We start from the raw sequence: 21,728 nt of genomic DNA, 5'->3' as shown, positions 1-21,728 counted from the left end.
CGGCATGCGCGCCGATCGTAGAATGACCGTGGGCGGATCCGCCCGACATCCCAGGGAGTGAACGTGGCCCTCATCGTGCAGAAGTACGGCGGCTCGTCCGTCGCCGACGCAGAGAGCATCAAGCGCGTCGCCAAGCGCATCGTCGACACCCGTCGCGCAGGTCACGACGTCGTCGTCGCCGTGAGCGCCATGGGCGACACGACCGATGAGCTGCTCGACCTCGCGAACGAGGTCGCGCCGATCCCGGCGCCGCGCGAACTCGACATGCTCCTCTCCAGCGGCGAGCGGATCTCGATGGCGCTGCTGGCGATGGCGATCCACTCGATGGGCTTCGAAGCGCGGTCGTTCACCGGCAGCCAGGCCGGCATGATCACCGACTCGCAGCACGGCGCGGCGCGCATCGTCGACGTCACGCCCGTGCGACTCCGCGAGGCGCTCGACGAGGGCGCCATCGTCATCGTCGCCGGCTTCCAGGGGTTCAACCGCGACACCCGCGACATCACCACGCTCGGCCGTGGCGGATCGGACACGACGGCCGTCGCGCTGGCGGCCGCGCTGTCGGCGGACGTCTGCGAGATCTACAGCGATGTGGACGGCATCTTCACCGCCGACCCGCGCGTGATTCCGAAGGCGCAGAAGCTCGACCACGTCTCCAGCGAGGAGATGCTGGAGCTCGCAGCCAACGGCGCCAAGGTCCTCTACATCCGTGCCGTGGAGTACGCCCGCCGGCACGGCGTCCTCATCCACGCCCGGTCGACGTTCTCGTCGGCCGAGGGCACATACGTTCTGGGCGAGGGTATGAAGAACCCTCGCGAAGCCGAGGGAGCAGTCATGGAAGAACCGATCGTCGCCGGCGTCGCCACCGACTTCAGCCAGGCCAAGATCACCGTCGCCGGGGTGCCCGACGTCCCGGGCAAGGCGGCCGAGATCTTCAAGATCGTCGCGAAGTCCGGCGCCAACGTCGACATGATCGTGCAGAACGTCTCCGCCACCGGGCGCACGGACATCTCCTTCACGGTCCCCAAGGCCGACGCCGCTGCCGCGCTCAAGGCCCTCGCCGGTGAGCAGACCGAGGTCGGCTTCCAGAACCTCGTCCACGACGACCAGATCGGCAAGCTGTCCGTGGTCGGCGCGGGGATGCGCACGCACTCCGGTGTCTCGGCGACCCTGTTCGAGGCCCTGTCCGCCGGCGGCATCAACATCGAGATGATCTCCACCTCGGAGATCCGCATCTCGGTCGTGCTGCGCGACACCGACCTCACCGAGGCCGCCCGCACCGTGCACACCGCCTACGGTCTCGACGGCGACGCGGAGGCCACGGTCCACGCCGGCACCGGCCGCTGACCCCACGCCAGCACGCCACGCCAGCTCAGGCGTTCGCGCGGGTTCAGGCGGCCCTGTCCACGCGCGCCTGTTGCCCCGCGTTCGCCTGATGTGCCGGGGGCGCGTGCCTTCGTGAAACGGACGGGCTTCGGGGTGGTCGTGGCGCGATAGACTCGCGGAAACCCTGACACCGGCGCCAGGCGCAGCATCAGCATCCCGACGCCGCGCCCGAAGCCTCGTACGCCGTACCGCACGAAGCCAAGGAACATCATGACCCGCATCTCCGAATCAGGACTCTCCGTCGCCATCGTCGGCGCCACCGGCCAGGTGGGCACCGTGATGCGCGAGATTCTCGCGGAGCGTTCGTTCCCGATCCGCGAGCTGCGGCTGTTCTCGTCGGCGCGTTCGGCGGGCACGGCGATCGAGTTCGGCGGACAGACGGTCATCGTCGAGGACGTCGAGGCCGCGGACCCGTCCGGGATCGACATCGCGCTGTTCTCCGCCGGTGCCACCGCCAGCCGCGCCTACGCCCCCCGCTTCGCCGAGGCCGGCGCCGTGGTCGTCGACAACTCCAGCGCCTGGCGCATGGACCCCGAGGTCCCGCTCGTCGTCAGCGAGGTCAACCCGCACGCGATCGACGACCGGCCCAAGGGCATCATCGCGAACCCGAACTGCACCACGATGGCGGCGATGCCGGTGCTGAAGGTCCTCGACGCCGAGGCCGGCCTGGAGCGCCTGATCGTGTCGACCTACCAGGCGGTGTCCGGCTCCGGACTCGCCGGCGCCCAGGAGCTGCTCGGCCAGGTCGAGGGCGTGCTCGCGCAGGGCGACACCCTCCGCCTCGTGCACGACGGCTCCGCGGTCGACTTCCCCGAGCCCGAGAAGTACGTCGCGCCGATCGCCTTCGACGTGATCCCGTTCGCGGGGAACCTCGTGGACGATGGCGACAACGAGACCGACGAGGAGAAGAAGCTCCGCAACGAGAGCCGGAAGATCCTCGAGCTGCCCGACCTCCGCGTCGCCGGTACCTGCGTCCGCGTGCCGGTGTTCACGGGCCACTCGCTGTCGATCCACGCCGAGTTCTCCCGCGACCTGACGCCCGAGCGCGCCAGGGAGGTGCTGAGCGCGGCGCCCGGCGTCGTGCTCGACGAGGTGCCGACCCCGCTGCAGGCCGCGGGCAAGGACCCGAGCTTCGTGGGCCGCATCCGTGCCGACCAGTCGGCTCCGGAGGGCAAGGGGCTCGTGCTCTTCATCAGCAACGACAACCTCCGCAAGGGGGCGGCGTTGAACGCGGTGCAGATCGCCGAAGTGCTCGCCGAGCGCCTCGCCCCGGTGTCCTGACCGCCCGGTGGTCGGCGGGGTCCTGCCCGCGAACTAGACTGTTCGGGTGACTGAAAACGTCGATGTCGTCCTGATCGGCGGTGGCATCATGAGCGCCACCCTGGGTACCCTGCTGCACGAGCTGCAGCCGGACTGGAAGATCGTCGCCTTCGAGCGGCTGTCGGATGTGGCGCAGGAGAGCTCGAACCCCTGGAACAACGCCGGGACCGGGCATGCCGCCCTGTGCGAGCTGAACTACATGCCGCAGCAGGGTGACGCTCCGCTCGACCCCGCCAAGGCGATCTCGATCAACGAGCAGTTCCAGCAGAGCCGCCAGTTCTGGTCCTCCCTCGTCGAGAAGGGCGTGCTGGACGAGCCGTCGACCTTCATCAACGCGACGCCGCACATGACGTTCGTGCGGGGTGAGAAGGACGTGGCCTACCTCAAGAAGCGCTATGAGGTGCTCAAGGAGCAGCCGCTGTTCGCCGGCATCGAGTACAGCGAAGACTCCCGCGTCATCAACCAGTGGGCGCCGCTCCTCATGCAGAAGCGGCGGAAGGGCGAGCCGTTCGCGGCCACCCGGGTGCCCGCCGGCACCGACGTCGACTTCGGCGCGCTCACGCATCAGCTCTTCGATCACCTGCGTGACTCGGGCGTCGCCGTGCGCACGAACCACGAGGTCAAGTCGCTCAAGCGCCAGAAGGACGGCAGCTGGCTCATCAAGTACCGCACGACGGTCGGCCGCACCCCGAACGAGATCAAGGCGAAGTTCGTGTTCGTCGGAGCCGGGGGCTGGGCGCTGAAGCTCCTGCAGAATTCCGGCATCCCTGAGATCAAGGGCTACGGCGTCTTCCCGATCGGCGGCCAGTTCCTCAAGACGACGAACCCGAAGATCGTCGCGCAGCACAAGGCCAAGGTCTATTCGCAGGCCTCGGTGGGCGCGCCGCCGATGTCGGTCCCGCACCTCGACACGCGTGTCGTCGACGGAGAGGCGTCGCTGATGTTCGGGCCGTTCGCGACGTTCAGCCCGAAGTTCCTCAAGAACGGCTCGATGCTCGACATCGTCACGCAGGTCCGGCCGCACAACCTCTGGCCGATGCTGCGGGTCGCCTTCGCCAACCCCGACCTCATCACGTACCTCATCAGCGAGCTGATGAAGAACCACCGCAAGAAGGTCGACAGCCTCCGCACGTTCATGCCGACGGCCAAGGACGAGGACTGGACGCTCATCGACGCCGGTCAGCGCGCGCAGGTCATGAAGAAGGACCCGAAGAAGGGCGGCGTGCTGCAGTTCGGCACCGAGGTGGTCGCCTCGGGCGACGGCTCGATCGCCGGTCTCCTCGGTGCATCGCCCGGGGCTTCGACCGCCGTGCCGATCATGCTCGACCTGCTGAAGAAGTGTTTCCCCGGCGAGTACCCGGGCTGGGAGTCGCAGCTGCGTGAGCTCATCCCCACCTTCGGCCGGAAGCTCAACGGCGACGCGGAGCTCGCGGAGGAGTCGACCGCCGCGACTGCCGCCGTCCTCGGCATCAACGTCTGACCTGGGCCCGTGGCGAAGCTCTACTTCCGCTACGGCGCGATGAACTCGGGCAAGTCGACCGCTCTGCTGCAGGTCGCCTACAACTACGAGGAGCGCGGCCAGCACGTGCTCCTCGCCAAGCCCGCGATCGACACCAAGGGCGCGGGGCAGATCGAGAGTCGCCTCGGCGTCACGCGGCCGGTCGACTTCCTCGTCGGTCCGGACGATGACGTGCGCGCGCTCTTCGGGGTCCACCGCGAGCGGATGCAGCGGTCCACGGAGGAGGAGCTCCTCCCGACCGGCCCGATCGACGTGGCCTGTCTCCTCATCGACGAGGCGCAGTTCCTCACGCCGACACAGATCGACGACCTGTTCCGCATCGCGGTGGAGGACGGCATTCCGGTGATGGCCTACGGCATCCGCAACGACTTCCGCACCCACGCGTTCCCCGGCTCCGCCCGGCTCCTGGCCATCGCGCACTCCCTGGAGGAGCTCAAGACCATCTGCCGCTGCGGGCGCAAGGCGGTGTTCAACGGCCGCGTGGTCGGCGGCCGCTTCGTGTTCGACGGCGACCAGGTCGCGATCGACGAGGGCGCCGACGGTTCCGCCTCGCCCGAGCTCACGACCTACGAGTCGCTGTGCGGCACCTGCTATCTGGAGGAGTCCGGCGGCCGTCTGGGCTGACCCGCCGACCCACCCCCTTCCGGTCGCCCCACCCCTCTGCGTGCGTACGCACCGGGCCGGGACGCACGAAGAGGGGTGGCTCGCGCGCGCCGCATCGCCGCGTTGCGTGGTCTGACCACACGCGCTACCCTGTGGTCTGACCACAGGAGGCGGGATGACGGAGCAGCCGGCGCGTGCATGGCGACTCGTGCTCGAGCACATCGAGCGTGACCTGCTCGACGGTCGTCTCGGCCCGGGGGACCGGCTGCCGTCCGAACGGGACCTCGCGAGCGACCTCGGCGTCGGGCGATCGAGTGTGCGGGAGGCGTTCCGCGTGCTCGAGGTGCTCGGGCTCATCCGCACGGCGACCGGCTCGGGCCCCCAGGCGGGCGCCATCGTGATCGCCACCCCCACCGGCGGGATGTCGGCGCTCCTGCGGCTCCAGGTGGCCGCGCAGGGCTTCCCTCTCGATGACGTCGTCCGCACGCGACTCGTGCTCGAGGACGCGGTCGTGGAGGCGATGGCAGGCGCCACCCACCGCGACACCGTCCGGGCGCACGAGCTGCTCACCGCCATGGACGACGGTGCCCTCACTCCGGCCGAGTTCCTGGCCCTCGACGCGCAGCTGCACCTCTCCCTCGCGGAGGGTAGCGGCAACACCGTCATCGCGGCGATGATGGCGGGCCTCCGCTCCGCCATCGAGTCGTACGTGCTCGCGGGCGCGGCGACCGTCGACGACTGGGATCGCATGGCCGACCGCCTGCGGTCCGAGCACCACGCACTGGTCGCGGCGATCGATGCGGGCGAGGTCGACATCGCCCGGCGCCTGGTCCGCGCCCACATCACCGGCTACTACACCGCCGCGGGCCTCACCCGCACCGTCCCCCCCGCAGAACTGAGAGGCAGAACATGGTCCAGCGCCAGCTCCCCAACCCCGCCGAGCTGTTGGAGCTCATGAAGTTCAAGAAGCCCGAGCTCGACGGGCGCAAGCGCCGTCTCGACGCCGCGCTCACCATCGACGATCTGCGCACGATCGCCAAGCGCCGCACACCGAAGGCCGCCTTCGACTACACGGACGGCGCGGCCGAGGGCGAGCTGTCGCTGCGCCGCGCCCGTCAGGCGTTCCAGGACGTGGAGTTCCACCCCGGCATCCTCAAGCCGGCGCCGGACGTCGACACGGCCGTCGAGATCCTCGGCGGTCCGTCCGCGCTTCCGTTCGGCATCGCGCCGACCGGCTTCACCCGGCTCATGCAGACCGAGGGCGAGGTCGCGGGTGCCGGAGCCGCGGCCGCCGCGGGCATCCCGTTCACGCTGTCCACCCTCGGGACCACCTCGATCGAGGACGTCAAGGCGGCGACGGTCCGGGAGCCGCAGGGCCCCGTGCCCGGTCGGAACTGGTTCCAGCTCTACGTCATGCGCGACCGCGAGATCTCGTACGAGCTCGCCCGCCGCGCCGCCGCCGCGGGCTTTGACACCCTGCAGTTCACCGTCGACACACCGGTCGCCGGCGCCCGTCTCCGCGACAAGCGCAACGGCTTCAGCATCCCGCCGCAGCTCACCCTCGGCACGATCATCAACGCCATCCCGCGGCCCTGGTGGTGGTTCGACTTCCTGACCACCCCGAAGCTGGAGTTCGCGTCGCTGAGCACGACCGGCGGCACCGTGGGCGAGCTCCTCGACGCGGCGATGGACCCGACGATCAGCTACGACGACCTCGCCGTCATCCGCGACATCTGGCCCGGCAAGATCGTCATCAAGGGCGTGCAGAACATCGAGGATTCCGTGCGCCTGCGGGACGCGGGCGTCGACGGCATCGTGCTGTCGAACCACGGCGGGCGCCAGCTCGACCGCGCCCCGATCCCGTTCCACCTCCTGCCCGAGGTCCGTCGTGCGGTCGGCGACGACTTCACGGTCATGATCGACACCGGCATCATGAACGGCGCCGACATCGTGGCCTCCGTCGCGCTCGGTGCCGACTTCACGCTGATCGGCCGCGCCTACCTCTACGGCCTGATGGCGGGAGGCCGCCAGGGCGTCGACCGCACCATCGCCATCCTGCGCGGCGAGATCGAGCGCACGATGCGGCTGCTGGGCGTGGCCTCCCTCGCGGAGCTCGAGCCCGGGCACGTGACCCAGCTCACCCGTCTGGTGCCCGTCTCCCGCGCGGCCGGCGTCGAGGTGCACTGACCCACCTGCACGACCAGACCACGCCTGCACGACGGATTCGATCCTCTCGTCGTGCAGGCGGGTCGACGTCGTGCGAACGTGCGCGTCAGACCCGGGTGGAGAGGGTCGGCAGGAGAGCCTCGAGGCGGGCCGCCGTGTCCTCCCAGCCCTCGACGGCCACCGACGGCACGCCCAGCGCGAGGACGGGGTAGTCGTTGCCGCCCTCGTCGAGACGGTCGCCGTAGAACAGCATCGCGGTCAGATCGATGCCGGTGTGGGTGGCGAGCTGCTGCATGCCGAACGCCTTGTCGATCCCGGCGCGGGTGATGTCGATCGAGGTCGAGCCGCCCGAGCGCACCTCGAGGCCTGGGAGCCGCGCGGCGACGGCATCGCGTAGCGCGCCTCGCTTCGAACCCGTCGGATCCCATGCGTGCTTCGCGTCGCGTGGGGCCTGCTGGCCGAGCGCGGAGAACGTGATCTGCGAGCCGCGGTCCTCGAGGATCTCGCCCCAGGGCTCGGCCTCCCAGAGCCCGAGGCGCTCCGCCTCCTCTCGGAGAGCCGTGAGGGCGGCGGACTTCTCCTCGTCGCTCAGATCGTGCGCGTACACAGCCACGAAGTCCGTGCCGTCGTGCCGCAGATACCGGGTGCCGCACGTCGGAAGCAGATGCAGTCGGGCGAGGGCCGCGGGCTCGGCGTCGGCGAGCTGCGCCACCACCTGCGTGCGGAACTGTGCCTCGTTGCCGCCGGAGATGATCGCGACATCCACGGAACGCAGCAGGTCACCCAGGAGCGCGGCGATCTGCGGGTCGATCGTGCCCTTGGAAGGGGCAAGGGTGTCATCGAGGTCGAAGGCGATGAGAGAGGGCGATGTCATGATGCCTCCACTGTAGGTGTTCGCGGCCGGGAGGACGGTGTGGCGGCGAACAGCGTGCAGAATATCGCGAGGACGACGCCGATGCTCGCCCCGGTGGAGTTGGCCAGCACGTCGCTCACGGTCGCGGCGCGGTGCGGGAGGGCCAGGTACTGCGCCGTCTCGATCGCCAGCGAGAGGGCCGGACCCACGAGCAGCGATAGCAGCCACGCGCGCCGAGGCACGAGCAGGAACGCGAGCACCCCGAGCGGGATGAAGACGGCGACGTTCGCCAGAACCTCGAGTCTCGTGAAGTCCAAGCTCGTCCAGCCGAGCCGCTGAATCGCGCGAAGGAGGAGGTCGAGCAGGTTGGGCATCGTCTGCTCCACGCGCGCGGGGGTGAGCGTGAGAAGGGCGACGCCGATGAAGAAGGGGAGCCCGAGGGCGGCAGCCCACACGCGCGTCGAACGCCGCGGCGGTGGCAGGAGCCTCCCCATGCGTTCCCCTCTCGCACGACATCCCGATACAGAGAAGGCCGCCCCTGCGGGCGGCCTTCTCGTGTCACTGGTCGGGGTGACAGGATTTGAACCTGCGACCTCTTCGTCCCGAACGAAGCGCGCTACCAAGCTGCGCCACACCCCGTTTTGCAACCCTTCGAGTCTACAGCGAAATGCTTCCAGTACCGAATCGAGCACTCCACCCGCGTGGCGGAACCGTTCGCGGGGTCAAGCGTGGGCGGTCAGCGTGAGCAGTGTCGCCTCGGGACGGCACGCGAAGCGGACGGGCGCGTAGATGGAGTGCCCGCAGCCTGCGCTGACGTTCAGCGGCACCGAACGGTCACCATGCGTCCAGGTGCTGAGTCCCTTGGCCTGCTTCAGGGGGATGTCGCAGTTGGCCACGATGGCGCCGAAACCGGGAAGGCAGACCTGTCCGCCGTGGGTGTGGCCGCCGAGGATGGCGTCCGCGCCGAGGTCGACGAAGCCGTTGAGCACCCGCTGATACGGCGCATGCGTGACGCCGAGCACGGGGGTGGCGTCCGACCGGGACCCGAGCTCTTCGAGCGCCGCGGGCAGCACGTCGAGGCGCTCCCAGTCGCGATGGGCGTCGTCGACGCCGAACAGGTCGACCGCCTCGCCGCGCACCGTGAGGCGCGTCGCCGTGTTGTTCAGGTCGGCCCAGCCGAGCTCGTCCGTGAAGTAGCGGTCCATCGCGGCGGTGTCGAGCAGGGTGGGCTCGCGGTGCTTCTGTGATGGTCCGGCGAAATACCGCAGCGGATTCCGGGGGGAGGGGCCGTTGACGTCGTTGGAGCCGTGCACGAACACCCCGGGAACACCGGCGAAGGGGGCGAACGCTCGGCGGATGCCCTGCAAGCCCTCCTCGTGCCCGAGGTTGTCGCCCGTGTTGACGATGAGGTCGGGCTTCAGATCGGCCAGGGACGCGAGCCAGTCCTGCTTCCGGTGCTGCCAGGGCGCCATGTGCGCGTCGGAGAGGTGCAGGATGCGCAGCGGCGCCGCGCCCGCCGGAAGGGCCTCCGCCGAGACCTCCCGCACCGTGAACAGGTACCGCTCGATGCCGATACCCCAGATCGCGGCGGCCGCTCCGACGGCCCCCACCGCGCCGAGCGCGATGAGGGCCGGGTGCGCCGCGCGGGACGTGCCTACTTGCACGACACTCGGATCGGCGTGGCCTTCGTCGCCGCAGAGTTCGCGGCCGGGGTCGTCGCCGTCACCGTCGCGTCTTCCGCGTTACAGGAGCCTTCTCGTTCGACCGTCGTGAAGCCGGCGGCGACGAGTGCGGCGTTGGCCTCGGTCGGACTCTGCCCTGTCACATCCGGGACGGTCGCGCCGTTGCCGTTGCTGGGCGAGATCGTGATGGTGGCCCCGGCAGTGGCCTGACCGGACGGGCTCTGTTCGACGACGATGTTCGTCGCCTTGTCGCTGTCCACCGGATCGCCCACGGAGACCTCGAACCCGGCGCGCTCGAGGGTCGCGGTCGCCTCCTCGACGGTCTGGCCGACGACATCAGGCACGTCCACACGGATCTGGCGGATGAGGTTGCCGTCCGGCTCCGGGAATCGGTCACCACCATAGGCCTGGTTCGCGGCGTGCTGCGCGGCGCGCGCCAGCGGGTACCGCACCTCGTTGAGGAGGTGGCTGCCCGTCCAGACGTTGAACACGTTGTCGTGGTTGCCGTTCGACCGGCCGGCCCAGACCGCGGTCGCGACCTTGGTGCTGGACTCGATCATCATGGTCGACCACAGGTCGTGCGTACCGGTCTTGCCGATCAGCGGGGTGCCGTCGAAGGGGTTGGCCCGTGACCCCGTGCCACCGCCGGCCATGACGCCCTGCAGCGCATAGGCCGCGGTCGCCGCGACCTCCTTCGAGAGCACGCCCTCGGTGCAGGAAGCCTTGGGGAGCGGGCGCTCCTTGCCTTCGGCGTCGATCACCTTGTCGATCGCGCGGGGCGTGCAGTAGGTGCCGCCGCTGGCGACCGTCGCGTAGGCGTTGGCCATCGCGATGGGGGAGATGTTCTTCGGGCCGAGGACGTCGTAGGGGACGTTCTCCTCGGTGACCTTCTCGCCGCTGGCGAGCGTGACGCCCATCTTGTCGGCGACCTTGTTGATGTCGCAGACGTCGAGCTTGGCGGCCATCGCGAAGAACCCGCTGTTGAGGGACTGCGCCGTGAAGGCCATCGGCGTCCCCGTGAATCCGCGAACGCGGTTGAAGTTGCCGATCTTCGCCGTGTCGGTCGTCTGCGGGCTGCCGCAGACGGGAATCTGCAGGTTGGTCTGCACCGCACCGTTCAAGGACTCCCGCACGGAGTGGCCCTTCTCGAGCCAGTCGATGAGGGTGAAGAGCTTGTAGGTCGAGCCCACCTGGAATCCGCCGGAGTTGCCGTACTTCTGGTCGCCGGCGAAGACGAGCGATGAGTACTGCTGGTCGGTGGTCGGGGTCTCCGAGAACTTCGTGTTCTGCGTGATCGAGAGGATGCGGCCGGTGCCGACCTCGATCGACACGCCGGCAGCACCGAAGTACTTGTTGTCGAAATTCGCCGGGACGACGTTGGCCATCTCCTCGGCCGCGGGGTCCTGCACGCGGAAGTCGAGGGTGGTGTAGATCTTCAGACCACCGCGGCGCAGCAGGTCGCGACGCTCCTGGATGTCCGCACCGAACGCCTCGTCGTTCTCGACGATCGACTTCACGTACTGGCAGAAGTAGGCGTTGCGTCCGGCCGCGGCACAGCCCTGGGTCGGGACCTTGATGGCGGGAGTGATCGCGGCGGCCTTCGCCTCGTCGTGCTGCGCCTGGGTGATCTTGCCGTCCGTGAGCATACGGCCGAGAACGTAGTCGCGGCGGTCCTTGGCGTCCTTGTACCCGTCCTCGGCGGAGTTGTGCGCGACGCCGTCGTCGGTCGTGTAGGTGCCGCCGGGCTTGTCGATGCGGTACGTGTTCGGGTTCTGCACGATGCCGGCGAGCGTCGCCGCCTGGCCGACGGTGAGCTTCGCGGCGGTCGTGGAGAAGTAGTACCGCGCGGCGGCCTCGATGCCGTAGACCGTGCCGCCGAAGTTCGCGATGTTGAGGTATCCGAGGAGGATGTCGTTCTTCGAGTAGTCCTTCTCGATCTGGATGGCGTAGCGCATCTCCTGGAGCTTGCGCTCGATGCCGTCGACGCCGGAGGCGTTGGTGGCGTCCTGCCAGCACTGCTGCAGCTCGTCCGCGTAGGTCTCGGAGGCGGTGCTGACGTTCTGCTCGCACTGCTGGATGCGGACGTTCTTCACGAACTGCTGGCTGATGGTCGAGGCGCCACGGCTCGAGGTGCCGCGCACGTTGTCGACGAGGGCCTTCACCGTCGCGCCGAGGTTGACCCCGCCGTGGGTGTAGAAGTTCTTGTCCTCACTCGAGAGGATCGCGTCGTAGAGGACCGGCGAGACTTCCTCGTACTTCACCGGGACGCGGTTCTGCTCGTAGAACGACGCCAGCACGACCGGCTTGCCCTCGGGGTTCGTGGCGTAGATGGTCGACTGCTCCATGGGAGTGTCGACCTTCAGCACCTCGGGCAGCTCATCGAAGATGGTCAGCGCCGTGGTGCCGGCGACGCCGGTCATCGCGAGGACGGGGGTGACGCTGGCGGTGACCAGCAGACCGGCGATGGCGCTCAGTCCGACGAGCCCGACGAGACCGCCGAGCACGCCCTTCACCGTGCGGTTCTTTTGGGGCATACGCTTGATCGTAGGGGAGTTCCCTGAATACCGGCTTTGACGAGCGCGGCCCGGTCTGCCCTGGACGCGCCCTGATCGACAGGAGTGCCATGACCACGTGGGAGTACCTCACCACGCCGCTGCTGATCCACAACACCGCGGCCATCCTCAACAACTGGGGGAAGCAGGGCTGGGAGCTCGTCCAGGTGGTGCAGGGCCCCGAAGGCGGTCTGGTCGCCTACTTCAAGCGCCCCGTGACCACGGACGGCTCGACCAACGCCGGTCTCGCCGCCGCCGCCGAGGCCTCGCGCCAGTTCGAGGGAGGCCAGGCATGAGCATCGCCGCCCGCCTCTCCGAGCTCGGCATCGAGCTGCCCGCCGTCGCCGCTCCGGTCGCCGCCTACGTGCCTGCGGTCGTGCACGGTGGCCTCGTCTACACGTCGGGCCAGCTCCCGTTCGTCGACGGCGCCCTCCCCGCGACCGGCAAGGTCGGCGCGGAGGTGTCCGCCGAGGACGCGAAGGCCTACGCCAGGACGTGCGCTCTGAACGCGCTGGCCGCCGCGGCCGACGTCGCGGGCGGCGTGGACCGCATCGCCGGCGTCGTCCGGGTCGGCGGCTTCGTCGGCTCGGCGGAGGGCTTCACCGGACAGCCCGGCGTCATCAACGGCGCGAGCGAGGTGCTCGGCGAAATCTTCGGCGAGGAGGGCCGGCACGCGCGTGCCGCCGTCGGCGTCGCCGAGCTCCCGCTCGGCAGCCCCGTCGAGGTCGAGGTCACGTTCCGCCTCGCGTAGTTCCCGCGCCCGGCACGCCGAGACCCCGGGCACACGTCGAGACCCCCTGCTGCAGACGTCTGCAACAGGGGGTCTCGACGTGAACCCGGGGTCTCGCGTTACTTGACCTGGGCGGAGATGATGCTCATCACGGCGGTGTCCGCGAGCGTCGTCGTGTCGCCGACCTCGCGCCCCTCGGCCACGTCGCGGAGCAGACGGCGCATGATCTTCCCGGAGCGGGTCTTCGGCAGCTCGCCGACGATGTAGACGTCACGCGGACGGGCGATCGCGCCGATCTGCTCGCCCACCCAGAGTCGCAGCTGCTGCGCGAGTCCCGCCGGGTCGTGCGCGGAGAGGTAGCTCTCCTTGATGATCACGAAGGCCACGACCGCCTGACCCGTGGTCTCGTCCGAGGCGCCGACGACGGCGGCTTCGGCCGTGGCCTCGTGCGCGACGAGGGAGGACTCGATCTCCGCGGTCGACAGGCGGTGACCCGAGACGTTCATCACGTCGTCGACGCGTCCGAGCAGCCAGAGGTCGCCGTCCTCGTCGAGCCGTGCGCCGTCACCCGCGAAGTAGTAGCCCTGCTTCTCGAACTTCTCCCAGTAGGTCTCGCGGAAGCGCTCCGGGTCGCCCCAGATGCCGCGCAGCATGCTCGGCCACGGTTCGGTGATGACGAGGAGCCCGCCGTTGCCGTTGCCGACCTCGACGCCCTGCTCGTCCACCACGTCGATCGAGATGCCGGGCAGCGGTACCTGGGCGGAGCCGGGCTTCGTCGCGGTGATGCCGGGGAGCGCCGACACCATGATCGCGCCGGTCTCGGTCTGCCACCACGTGTCGACGATCGGGGTCGCGCCGGCGCCGATGACCTCGCGGTACCACATCCAGGCCTCGGGGTTGATGGGCTCGCCCACCGAGCCGAGCACGCGCAGCGAGGACAGGTCGAACTTCTGCGGGACGCTGCGACCGATCTTCATGAACGAGCGGATCGCGGTCGGGGCCGTGTAGAAGATCGAGACCTTGTACTTCTCGATGAGCTCCCACCAGCGGCCGGGGTGCGGGGTGTCGGGCGTGCCCTCGTAGAGCACCTGCGTCGCGCCGTTCGCGAGCGGGCCATAGGTGACGTAGGTGTGTCCGGTGATCCAGCCGATGTCGGCGGTGCACCAGTAGACGTCGGTCTCCGGCTTCAGGTCGAAGACGTTCTTGTGCGAGTACGCCGCCTGGGTGAGGTAGCCGCCGGAGGTGTGCAGGATGCCCTTCGGCTTCCCCGTCGTGCCCGAGGTGTACAGGATGAAGAGGGGGTTCTCGGCGGGGAACGCCTGCGCCGTGTGGTCGGCCGAGGCCGCGGGGACGACGTCGTGCCACCAGAGGTCGCGGCCCTCCGTCCACTCCACCTCGTTCTCGCCGCGCTTGACCACGAGCACGTGCTCGACGGTCTGCTGTTCGCCCTCGCCGCGGTCGGCCAGCGCCTGGTCCACCGCCGGCTTCAGCGCGGAGACGCGGCCCTTGCGGTACCCACCGTCCGCGGTGATGACGAGCTTGGCGCCGGCGTCGTCGATCCGGGAGCGCAGGCTGTCCGCGCTGAACCCGCCGAAGACGACCGAGTGGATGGCGCCCAGGCGCGCCACGGCGAGCATCGCGGCGATCGCCTCGGGGATCATCGGCAGATAGATCGCGACGCGGTCGCCCTGCCCGATGCCGAGACCCTCGAGCACGTTCGCGACGCGCTTGACCTCGTCCGTCAGCTCGGCGTAGGTGATGCGGCGGCTGTCGCCCGGCTCGCCCTCCCAGAAGAGCGCGACGCGGTCGCCGTTGCCGGCCTCGACGTGCCGGTCGAGGCAGTTGTAGGCCACGTTGAGCTCGCCGTCGTCGAACCACTTGGCGAAGGGCGGGTTGCTCCAGTCGAGGACCTGGGTGAAGGGCTTGTGCCAGTGCACGAGCTCGCGCGACTGATCGGCCCAGAAGCCCTCGCGATCCGCGGCGGCGCGCTCGTAGAGCTCTTTCGAGGCGACGGATTGGGCGGCGAACTCCTCCGACGGCGCGAAGCGCCGGGTCTCGTCGAGAAGGTGATCGATCTGACTGCTCATCGGCAGGCGCTCCTTTGCGGCGTTCGGGTCGTGCAGGCATGGCCGCAGGGGGAGTGCGACCAGGTCAGGGTGAATCTATCCCCGGCCCCCACCGTCGAATACTGCCGAAAGTCGGTAGTCGGGTGGGTTTTGTCAGGACGGTCGCCTTGCGTACACTCGACGACAGCCGAAATCTCATTCCGGCCTTGGCGTGCCCGATTCCCCCGATCGAGAGCCGCCGTGGGCGGCACCTCATTCCCCCCATGAGGTGCCGCCCTTTCTCATGGGAGCGCTCCCGATCCGCGCTCGCTTCGCGATCGGCTCCTGCACTGCGGGAGACGGCGCCGGCTTGTGCACACGCGCCGCGGGAGCCCAGGCACCGCGCGGTCCAGGTGGGCGGCCTGCGGCCTACCGTCGCCGTATGCCTGACCGATTCGTCATCCAGCCGCGCTCGTCCGAGACGCGCGCGGCGCCACGCTCGCCGCAGGAGGCTCTCCGGGGTGAGTCGGCTTTCGCCCCGCTCGCGCCGTTCATCGACGACGAGGTCACGGACGTGTTCCTGAACGGCGCGGACGCGCTGTTCGTGGACAGGGGGAGGGGCGCGGTACGTGTTCCGGAGTGGCGGGCGACGGAGCGGGAGGTCCGGGAGCTCGCCGTGGCGCTCGTCGCGATCGGCGGGCGACACCTCGACGATCAGACGCCGTGCGTCGACGTCCGCCTCGGCTCCGGGGTCCGGGTGCACGCCGCGCTGGCTCCGGTGTCGGCGCGAGGCACAGCCCTGTCGATCCGCGTCCCTCGCGTGCATGCCGCCGACCTCGATGCGCTCGCGGCGCGCGGAGCGTTCGACCCGCGGCAGCGGCGATGGCTCGGCGCGCTGGTCCGCGACCGGGCGAACCTCCTCCTCACCGGGGGCACGGGCTCCGGCAAGACGACGCTGCTGTCGGCCCTGCTGTCGGAGGTCCCGCCCGAGGAGCGCATCGTCACCATCGAAGACGTCGCGGAGCTGCGGCCCCGGCACCCGCACCATGTCGCTCTGGAGGCGCGGCAGGCCAACCTCGAAGGCGCCGGTGAGATCGATCTGGCGCGGCTGGTGCGGGAGTCCCTGCGCATGCGGCCCGACCGCCTCGTGGTGGGCGAATGCCGAGGAGTGGAGGTGCGGGAGCTGCTCACCGCGCTCAACACCGGGCACGACGGCGGCGCCGGCACTCTGCACGCCAGCGGCCTGGCCGACGTCCCCGCGCGGCTGGAGGCCCTGGGAGCGCTCGCCGGCATGGACGCGGTGGCGCTCGCGCGTCAGGCGGTGAGTGCCTTCACCATCGTGCTGCACCTGGAGCGGGCTCGGGATGGCGTCCGACGCATCGCGAAGGCCGGCCGTCTCGCGCTCGCGGGCGACCGCCTGACGATCGAGGAGGTCGAGTCGTGGTGACGCTCCGTGTGCCGCGTCCGGCGTCGGATCCCGGTCCGCATGTCGCCGATTCCGTCCAGACGCTCGCCGTGCTCCTGCAGGCCGGGGCGATCCCCCTCGTCGCCTGGCGGCACCTCGCGGGCACGGGGGACCCCGCCGCGACGGCGGTGCTCGAACGAACGAGTGAGGGCATGCCGCTGGTGTCCGCGATCGAGGCGCAGGGTGGCATGTGGACGGAGCTGGCGGCGGCGTGGGAGGTCGCCACGACGGTGGGGGCACCGCTGGCCGACGTGCTCCGCACCATCGCCGAGGCGCTGCGCGATGCCGCGTCGGCGGCCGACGATGTCCGAGTGGCTCTTGCCGAGCCTGCCGGGACGGCGCGACTGCTGCTGTGGATGCCGCTGGCCGGTCTGCTGCTCGGCGTCGCGCTGGGATTCGACACCCTGGGCGCGATCATCGGTAACCCCCTCGGGGGTGTGTGCGTCGTCGCGGGGCTGCTGCTGGTCGCGGCCGCTCGGCTCTGGACAGGGCGGCTGCTGCGCCAAGCACGCCCAGCGCCGGGCACGCCGGGCATGGCCGCGGAACTCGTCGCGGTGGCGCTCGCCGGCGGCGCACCGATCGACCGCGCCGTCGCGCTCGTCACCGAGACCGGCGTCGTCGACCCCGCCGAGCGCGACCGCGTCGGCCAGGTGCTCGAGCTCTCCCGCGCGGCCGGCGTCCCCGCCGTGGAGCTGCTGCGCGCGGCGGCGGCGCAGGACCGGCATCGCGCCAGGGTGCACGGGCGTCTCCGCGCCGCGCGTCTCTCCACGCGCCTGCTGCTTCCGCTCGGCGTCTGCACGCTGCCGGCGTTCCTCCTGCTCGGTGTGGCGCCCCTCCTGCTCAGTGTGCTCGCCTCCACGCCGCTGCCGACCTGACCCTTCCGTGATCACCGACAAAGAAAGAGGTACGAAGATGAACGACACACTCCCCACCCTGGACCGGCGCCGCGCCAGGGCGCTCTTCGGAGACGACACCGGCGCGGCGACCGCCGAATACGCCATCACCACCATGGCCGCGGTCGCCTTCGCCGGTCTGCTCGTGGCGATCATGCGCTCGGACGAGGTGCGGGGCATCCTCACCGGTCTCGTCCGTCGAGCCCTGACCGTGTCATGACGCACGGCGGACACGACGCTCGCGCGACCGCGGCCCCGGCATGGTGGCGGGGCGACCGCGGTGCCGTCGCGGCGGAGCTCGCCCTGGCGCTGCCCGCCATCGTGCTGGTGCTGCTGCTGGGGGCGGGCGCTCTCCTGGCGGCGTCGCGGCAGGTCGCGCTGCAGGATGCTGCCGCCGACGCCGCCCGACTGCTCGGTCGTGGTGAGGACGCGGCGGCGGCTGCCCGGGTCATCCACGAGGCGATCCCGGGCGCCGGTACCGCGTTCGCCCCTGCCGGCGATCTCGTGTGCGCCACGGCGACGCTCCGGGTGTCGCTCGGAGCGGTCATCAGCGTCCCGCTGCGCGCCTCGAGCTGTGCCCTGGACGGGGGCCGCTGATGGCGGGGTCGGCGCTCGCGGCCGCGCTCCTCGTGGTGAGCGCCACGCTGTCCGTCGGTCTCGCGGCGGTGGGCGGTGCGGCGGTCACGGCACAGCGTGCGGCGGGCGCGGCCGACGCCGCCGCGCTCGCCGCCGCCGATGCCGCGAGCGGCGCGGTGCCGACGGCGGACGAGCCCTGTGCGTTGGCCGCCAGGGTCGCCGCGGCGGACGGGGCGGCCCTGACGAGCTGTTCGCTGGAAGGGTATGTGGCGACCGTGTCGGTGGAGGCGGCGTACGCTGGACTCGCTGCCGTCTCCCGCGCTCGTGCCGGGCCACCCGAGGAACCATGACGGCGGCTCTACCCCTCGCCCGCTGTGAACGACCCCTGATAGCGGTGTGTATGGTGTGCTTCGAAGAAAGGACGCCCCTTGGCTGAAGGCAAGAAGCTCGTCATCGTCGAGTCCCCGACGAAGATGCGGTCTATTCAGGGATACCTCGGCGACGGTTACGAGGTGCTCAGCTCCGTCGGCCACATCCGCGATCTCGCCGACAAGAAGGACATCCCGGCCGAGGACAAGAAGGCGTACGGCAAGTACTCCATCGACATCGACAACGGCTTCGACCCTTACTACGTGGTGTCGGACCGCAAGACCAAGACGGTCGCCGAGCTCAAGCGCGCGCTCAAGCACGCGGATGAGGTCCTGCTCGCCACTGATGAGGACCGCGAGGGCGAGGCCATCGCCTGGCACCTGCTGGAGACGCTCAAGCCCAAGGTGCCGGTCAAGCGCATGGTCTTCCACGAGATCACCAAAGACGCGATCCAGGCCGCTGTCGGCAACACCCGTGAACTCGACCACGCCCTCGTCGATGCGCAGGAGACCCGCCGCATCCTCGACCGCCTCTACGGGTGGGACGTCTCGCCCGTGCTCTGGTACAAGGTCAAGACCGGGATCTCGGCCGGCCGCGTGCAGTCCGCCGCGACCCGCCTGATCGTCGACCGCGAGCGCGAGCGCATGGCCTTCGTCTCCGCGGAGTACTGGGACGTGGACGCCGACGCGGCCGCGACCGGCACGTCCTTCCGCATCCGCCTGGTGCGCGTGGACGGCGGCCAGCTCGCCCGCGGCTCCGACTTCGACGACACCGGGAAGCTCAAGAAGGCGGTCGTGGTCCTCGACGAGGCGAAGGCGGCGGCCCTTGCGCGCGCCGTCGACGCCGCCGGGGCGGGAACCGTCACCAAGGTCGAGGCCAAGCCGGGAACCCGCAGCCCCTACGCGCCCTTCACGACCTCCACCATGCAGCAGGAGGCGGGCCGCAAGCTCTCGATGAGCGCGAAGCAGGCGATGAGCGTCGCCCAGCGCCTCTACGAGAAGGGGTACATCACCTATATGCGTACCGACTCCACGGCGCTGAGCACCCAGGCGGTGCAGGCGGCCCGGAGTCAGGCCGTGGCTCTCTACGGCGACAATGCGGTGCCGCTCAAGCCGCGCGTCTACAAGTCGAAGAGCAAGAACGCCCAGGAGGCGCACGAGGCGATCCGCCCGTCGGGGGAGAACTTCCGCACGCCGTCCTCGCTGTCCGGCGAGCTCGACCGCGAGGAGCAGCGGCTGTACGACCTGATCTGGAAGCGCACCGTCGCGAGCCAGATGTCGGACGCCAAGTACGAGACGACGACCGTCACCATCGCGGTCGAGGCGGACGGCCAGACGGCGGAGTTCACCGCCTCCGGCACGGTCTACACGTTCAAGGGCTTCCTCGAGGCGTACGAGGAGGGTCGCGACGAGAAGCGCAGCGACGCCGACGCCGCGGAGAACCAGTCCCTGCCCGCCGTCTCCGTCGGCGACGAGCTGGCCGTGTCCGCCGCGGAGGCGAAGGGTCACCGCACCACGCCGAAGCCGCGCTACACCGAGGCCTCGCTGGTGAAGGTGCTCGAGGAGAAGGGCATCGGCCGACCCTCGACCTTCGCCACGATCCCGGAGACCATCCTCGATCGCGGGTACGCGGTCAAGCGCGGCCAGGCCCTCGTGCCGACGTGGCTCGCGTTCAGCGTGGTGCGTCTGCTCGAGGAGCACTTCGCCGAGCTCGTCGACTACGACTTCACCGCGGCGCTCGAGGACGACCTCGACACCATCGCCCGCGGCGAGCAGAACCGTGTCGAGTGGCTGAAGTCGTTCTACTTCGGCTCCGACTCGCACGTGGGTCTGCGCCAGGTCGTCGACAACCTCGGCGAGATCGACGCCCGCGCGCTGAACTCGACGCGGATCACCGACACCGCGACGCTGCGCTTCGGCAAGTACGGCCCCTACCTCGAGGTGACGGACCCGAAGGATCCGGAGGCCAAGCCGCGCATCGTCAACGTCCCCGAAGATCTCGCGCCCGACGAGCTCACGGCGGAGAAGGCCCAGGAGCTCATCGACGCGCCGGTCGCCGGCGACCGTGTCCTCGGGGTGAACCCGGAGAACGGCAAGGTCGTCGTCGTCAAGGACGGACGCTTCGGCCCCTACGTGCAGGAGAACGATCCGGTCTCCGACGACGCCGTCGTCGATGAGGCCACCGGCGAGGTCGTCGACCTTCGACAGGCTCAGGCACCCAGCGCGAAGGGGAAGCGCGGTGCGAAGAAGGAAGCGGCGCCCAAGCCCCGCACCGCCTCGCTGTTCCGCTCGATGTCGGTCGACACGATCGACCTCGACACCGCGCTGCAGCTGCTGAGCCTGCCGCGCGTGGTCGGCGTCGACCCGGAGTCGGGCGACGAGATCACCGCGCAGAACGGCCGCTTCGGTCCGTACCTGAAGAAGGGTGCCGACTCCCGGTCGCTGGAGAGCGAGTCGCAGATCTTCGACGTCACGCTGGAACAGGCGCTGGAGATCTACCAGCAGCCCAAGTACGGCGCCCGCCGGGCGTCGAGCGCGCTGGCGGAGTTCGACGCCGACCCGGTGAGCGGCAAGCCCATCCGCGTGCGCGACGGCCGCTTCGGCCCGTACGTCACCGACGGTGAGACGAACGTCACCATCCCGCGCGGACAGACCCCGGACGACATCACGTTCGAGATCGCCGTGCAGATGCTCGCGGACAAGCGCGCCAAGGGTCCGGCACCCAAGCGGGGAGCGGCGAAGAAGGCTCCCGCGAAGAAGGCTCCGGCCAAGAAGGCGCCGGCGAAGAAGACGTCGGCGAAGGCCTCCACGGCGAAGAAGTCCACGGCGGCGAAGACGTCGACCACGTCGGCAGCCCGCTCGGCGGCGGCCAAGAAGGCAGCGGCGACCCGGGCCGCGAACGCGGCGGCGAAGGCGGCAGAGAAGGCGGACTCGTGACCGCAGGCCCCGGCCTCTGGATCACGCTGGAGGGCGGGGACGGCTCCGGGAAGACGACCCAGTCGAACCTCCTCGCCACGTGGCTCGAGCAGAGCGGTCGGACGGTCGTGCGCACCCGGGAGCCGGGCGGCTCCGAGGTCGGGCAGCTCATCCGAGACATCGTGCTCCACCACCGCGGTGACATCGCGCCGCGCGCGGAGGCGCTGCTCTACGCCGCCGACCGCGCGCACCACGTCGCGACGGTGGTGCGCCCCGCGCTCGCTCGCGGCGAGATCGTGCTGCAGGACCGCTATCTCGACTCCTCGGTGGCGTACCAGGGCGCCGGACGCGTCCTCGACGCCACGGAGATCCGCGACCTCTCACTGTGGGCTGCGGAGGGTGCTCTTCCGGATCTCACCGTGCTCCTCGATCTTGATCCGGCCACCGCGCGCACCCGCCTCGATTCGGCCGACAAGCCGTTCGACCGGCTGGAGGCCGAGAAGGAGGCCTTCCACGCCCGTGTGCGCGACGCCTACCTCGAACTGGCCCGTGCGGAGCCCGCCCGGTTCCTCGTGATCGACGCCGCGGCGTCGCCCGAGCGCATCGCCGATCGCATCCGCGCCCGCGTCTCGGCGCTCTTCGACTGATCCTCCACAG

20 protein-coding genes and 1 tRNA gene are annotated in these 21,728 nt (G+C 70.1%); 15 read left to right on the top strand and 6 right to left on the bottom strand.

Annotation, left to right across the window (positions count from 1 at the left end; all coding sequences use genetic code 11):
• Positions 1-63: 63 nt before the first annotated feature.
• From B7W94_RS10060 to B7W94_RS10035, 6 genes are all read left to right on the top strand, one after another.
• On the top strand, positions 64-1,344 hold the full coding sequence (locus tag B7W94_RS10060; RefSeq protein ID WP_085606491.1) for an aspartate kinase: 1,281 nt from the start codon (positions 64-66) through the stop codon (positions 1,342-1,344).
• A gap of 249 nt (positions 1,345-1,593) precedes the next feature.
• Positions 1,594-2,664: an aspartate-semialdehyde dehydrogenase gene (locus B7W94_RS10055; RefSeq protein ID WP_062636204.1), complete on the top strand. Its 1,071-nt coding sequence runs from the start codon at positions 1,594-1,596 to the stop codon at positions 2,662-2,664.
• Positions 2,665-2,710: 46 nt separating this feature from the next.
• The gene (locus tag B7W94_RS10050) at positions 2,711-4,183 is read left to right on the top strand and encodes a malate:quinone oxidoreductase (RefSeq protein WP_085606266.1); all 1,473 of its coding nucleotides are present in this window, start codon (positions 2,711-2,713) and stop codon (positions 4,181-4,183) included.
• Between the two features lie 9 nt (positions 4,184-4,192).
• Positions 4,193-4,846 (top strand): thymidine kinase, encoded by a 654-nt coding sequence (locus B7W94_RS10045; RefSeq protein WP_025104260.1) that lies wholly within the window; start codon positions 4,193-4,195, stop codon positions 4,844-4,846.
• A gap of 154 nt (positions 4,847-5,000) precedes the next feature.
• Positions 5,001-5,783: a FadR/GntR family transcriptional regulator gene (locus tag B7W94_RS10040; RefSeq protein WP_085606264.1), complete on the top strand. Its 783-nt coding sequence runs from the start codon at positions 5,001-5,003 to the stop codon at positions 5,781-5,783.
• Positions 5,735-7,012, top strand: coding sequence for an alpha-hydroxy acid oxidase (locus B7W94_RS10035; protein ID WP_085606263.1), 1,278 nt, complete (start codon positions 5,735-5,737; stop codon positions 7,010-7,012). Before B7W94_RS10040 ends, B7W94_RS10035 begins: the two co-directional genes overlap by 49 nt.
• An 85-nt stretch (positions 7,013-7,097) precedes the next feature.
• Here B7W94_RS10035 and B7W94_RS10030 read toward each other — a convergent pair whose 3' ends face one another.
• The 5 genes from B7W94_RS10030 to B7W94_RS10010 all read right to left on the bottom strand — a co-directional run bounded on the left by B7W94_RS10030 (position 7,098) and on the right by B7W94_RS10010 (position 12,060).
• Positions 7,098-7,865: an HAD-IIB family hydrolase gene (locus B7W94_RS10030; protein ID WP_085606261.1), complete on the bottom strand. Its 768-nt coding sequence runs from the start codon at positions 7,863-7,865 to the stop codon at positions 7,098-7,100.
• Positions 7,862-8,338, bottom strand: coding sequence for a VanZ family protein (locus tag B7W94_RS10025; protein WP_085606259.1), 477 nt, complete (start codon positions 8,336-8,338; stop codon positions 7,862-7,864). The genes B7W94_RS10030 and B7W94_RS10025 overlap by 4 nt, the downstream gene beginning before the upstream one ends.
• A gap of 68 nt (positions 8,339-8,406) precedes the next feature.
• A tRNA-Pro gene (locus tag B7W94_RS10020) sits at positions 8,407-8,483 on the bottom strand.
• Positions 8,484-8,566: 83 nt separating this feature from the next.
• A complete protein-coding gene (locus B7W94_RS10015) occupies positions 8,567-9,508 on the bottom strand; it encodes a metallophosphoesterase (RefSeq protein ID WP_085606257.1) in 942 nt (313 codons plus the stop codon).
• Positions 9,499-12,060, bottom strand: a complete 2,562-nt coding sequence (locus tag B7W94_RS10010) for a transglycosylase domain-containing protein (RefSeq protein ID WP_085606255.1) — start codon at positions 12,058-12,060, stop codon at positions 9,499-9,501. The genes B7W94_RS10015 and B7W94_RS10010 overlap by 10 nt, the downstream gene beginning before the upstream one ends.
• An 89-nt stretch (positions 12,061-12,149) precedes the next feature.
• Between B7W94_RS10010 and B7W94_RS10005 the strand changes: the two genes are divergently transcribed.
• Together B7W94_RS10005 and B7W94_RS10000 are read left to right on the top strand one after the other, a co-directional pair.
• Complete coding sequence (locus B7W94_RS10005) at positions 12,150-12,374, top strand: hypothetical protein (RefSeq protein WP_025104267.1); 225 nt, start codon at positions 12,150-12,152, stop codon at positions 12,372-12,374.
• The gene (locus B7W94_RS10000) at positions 12,371-12,829 is read left to right on the top strand and encodes a RidA family protein (protein ID WP_025104268.1); all 459 of its coding nucleotides are present in this window, start codon (positions 12,371-12,373) and stop codon (positions 12,827-12,829) included. Before B7W94_RS10005 ends, B7W94_RS10000 begins: the two co-directional genes overlap by 4 nt.
• Positions 12,830-12,927: 98 nt before the next feature.
• On the opposite strand, the gene acs is transcribed toward B7W94_RS10000, so the two are convergent.
• Positions 12,928-14,895 carry an acetate--CoA ligase gene (acs, locus tag B7W94_RS09995; RefSeq protein ID WP_085606253.1) on the bottom strand — a complete coding sequence of 656 codons (1,968 nt, stop codon included), beginning with the start codon at positions 14,893-14,895 and terminating at the stop codon, positions 12,928-12,930.
• Between the two features lie 400 nt (positions 14,896-15,295).
• On the opposite strand from acs, the gene B7W94_RS09990 reads away from it, so the two are divergent.
• The 7 genes from B7W94_RS09990 to tmk all read left to right on the top strand — a co-directional run bounded on the left by B7W94_RS09990 (position 15,296) and on the right by tmk (position 21,718).
• Positions 15,296-16,300, top strand: coding sequence for a TadA family conjugal transfer-associated ATPase (locus B7W94_RS09990; RefSeq protein WP_085606251.1), 1,005 nt, complete (start codon positions 15,296-15,298; stop codon positions 16,298-16,300).
• Complete coding sequence (locus B7W94_RS09985) at positions 16,294-17,193, top strand: type II secretion system F family protein (protein ID WP_085606249.1); 900 nt, start codon at positions 16,294-16,296, stop codon at positions 17,191-17,193. The genes B7W94_RS09990 and B7W94_RS09985 overlap by 7 nt, the downstream gene beginning before the upstream one ends.
• A 37-nt stretch (positions 17,194-17,230) precedes the next feature.
• The gene (locus B7W94_RS09980; RefSeq protein WP_025104272.1) at positions 17,231-17,431 is read left to right on the top strand and encodes a DUF4244 domain-containing protein; all 201 of its coding nucleotides are present in this window, start codon (positions 17,231-17,233) and stop codon (positions 17,429-17,431) included.
• Entirely contained in the window at positions 17,428-17,808 is a 381-nt protein-coding gene (locus B7W94_RS09975; protein ID WP_025104273.1) for a TadE family type IV pilus minor pilin, read from the top strand. Before B7W94_RS09980 ends, B7W94_RS09975 begins: the two co-directional genes overlap by 4 nt.
• The gene (locus B7W94_RS09970; RefSeq protein WP_085606247.1) at positions 17,808-18,137 is read left to right on the top strand and encodes an Rv3654c family TadE-like protein; all 330 of its coding nucleotides are present in this window, start codon (positions 17,808-17,810) and stop codon (positions 18,135-18,137) included. The genes B7W94_RS09975 and B7W94_RS09970 overlap by 1 nt, the downstream gene beginning before the upstream one ends.
• 78 nt (positions 18,138-18,215) lie before the next feature.
• Positions 18,216-21,092, top strand: coding sequence for a type I DNA topoisomerase (gene topA, locus B7W94_RS09965; protein ID WP_085606245.1), 2,877 nt, complete (start codon positions 18,216-18,218; stop codon positions 21,090-21,092).
• Entirely contained in the window at positions 21,089-21,718 is a 630-nt protein-coding gene (gene tmk / locus B7W94_RS09960; RefSeq protein WP_025104276.1) for a dTMP kinase, read from the top strand. Before topA ends, tmk begins: the two co-directional genes overlap by 4 nt.
• Positions 21,719-21,728: the final 10 nt, after the last annotated feature.

It is taken from the genome of Microbacterium sp. LEMMJ01, from assembly GCF_002114135.1.
In the GTDB taxonomy this organism is placed as follows: domain Bacteria; phylum Actinomycetota; class Actinomycetes; order Actinomycetales; family Microbacteriaceae; genus Microbacterium.
Note: the sequence above shows the minus strand (reverse complement) of the source record. Positions and strands in the feature narration are given on the sequence as shown.

Coding starts and splice junctions, on each gene's coding strand:
- B7W94_RS10055 (WP_062636204.1), top strand. CDS start 1,594: ATGACCCGCATCTCCGAATCAGGACTCTCCGTCGCCATCGTCGGCGCC.
- B7W94_RS10005 (WP_025104267.1), top strand. CDS start 12,150: ATGACCACGTGGGAGTACCTCACCACGCCGCTGCTGATCCACAACACC.
- B7W94_RS10000 (WP_025104268.1), top strand. CDS start 12,371: ATGAGCATCGCCGCCCGCCTCTCCGAGCTCGGCATCGAGCTGCCCGCC.
- B7W94_RS09980 (WP_025104272.1), top strand. CDS start 17,231: ATGAACGACACACTCCCCACCCTGGACCGGCGCCGCGCCAGGGCGCTC.
- B7W94_RS10040 (WP_085606264.1), top strand. CDS start 5,001: ATGACGGAGCAGCCGGCGCGTGCATGGCGACTCGTGCTCGAGCACATC.
- B7W94_RS10025 (WP_085606259.1), bottom strand. CDS start 8,338: ATGGGGAGGCTCCTGCCACCGCCGCGGCGTTCGACGCGCGTGTGGGCT.
- B7W94_RS09970 (WP_085606247.1), top strand. CDS start 17,808: ATGGCGGGGTCGGCGCTCGCGGCCGCGCTCCTCGTGGTGAGCGCCACG.
- acs (WP_085606253.1), bottom strand. CDS start 14,895: ATGAGCAGTCAGATCGATCACCTTCTCGACGAGACCCGGCGCTTCGCG.
- B7W94_RS09990 (WP_085606251.1), top strand. CDS start 15,296: ATGCCTGACCGATTCGTCATCCAGCCGCGCTCGTCCGAGACGCGCGCG.
- B7W94_RS09975 (WP_025104273.1), top strand. CDS start 17,428: ATGACGCACGGCGGACACGACGCTCGCGCGACCGCGGCCCCGGCATGG.
- B7W94_RS10010 (WP_085606255.1), bottom strand. CDS start 12,060: ATGCCCCAAAAGAACCGCACGGTGAAGGGCGTGCTCGGCGGTCTCGTC.
- B7W94_RS10030 (WP_085606261.1), bottom strand. CDS start 7,865: ATGACATCGCCCTCTCTCATCGCCTTCGACCTCGATGACACCCTTGCC.
- B7W94_RS10035 (WP_085606263.1), top strand. CDS start 5,735: ATGGTCCAGCGCCAGCTCCCCAACCCCGCCGAGCTGTTGGAGCTCATG.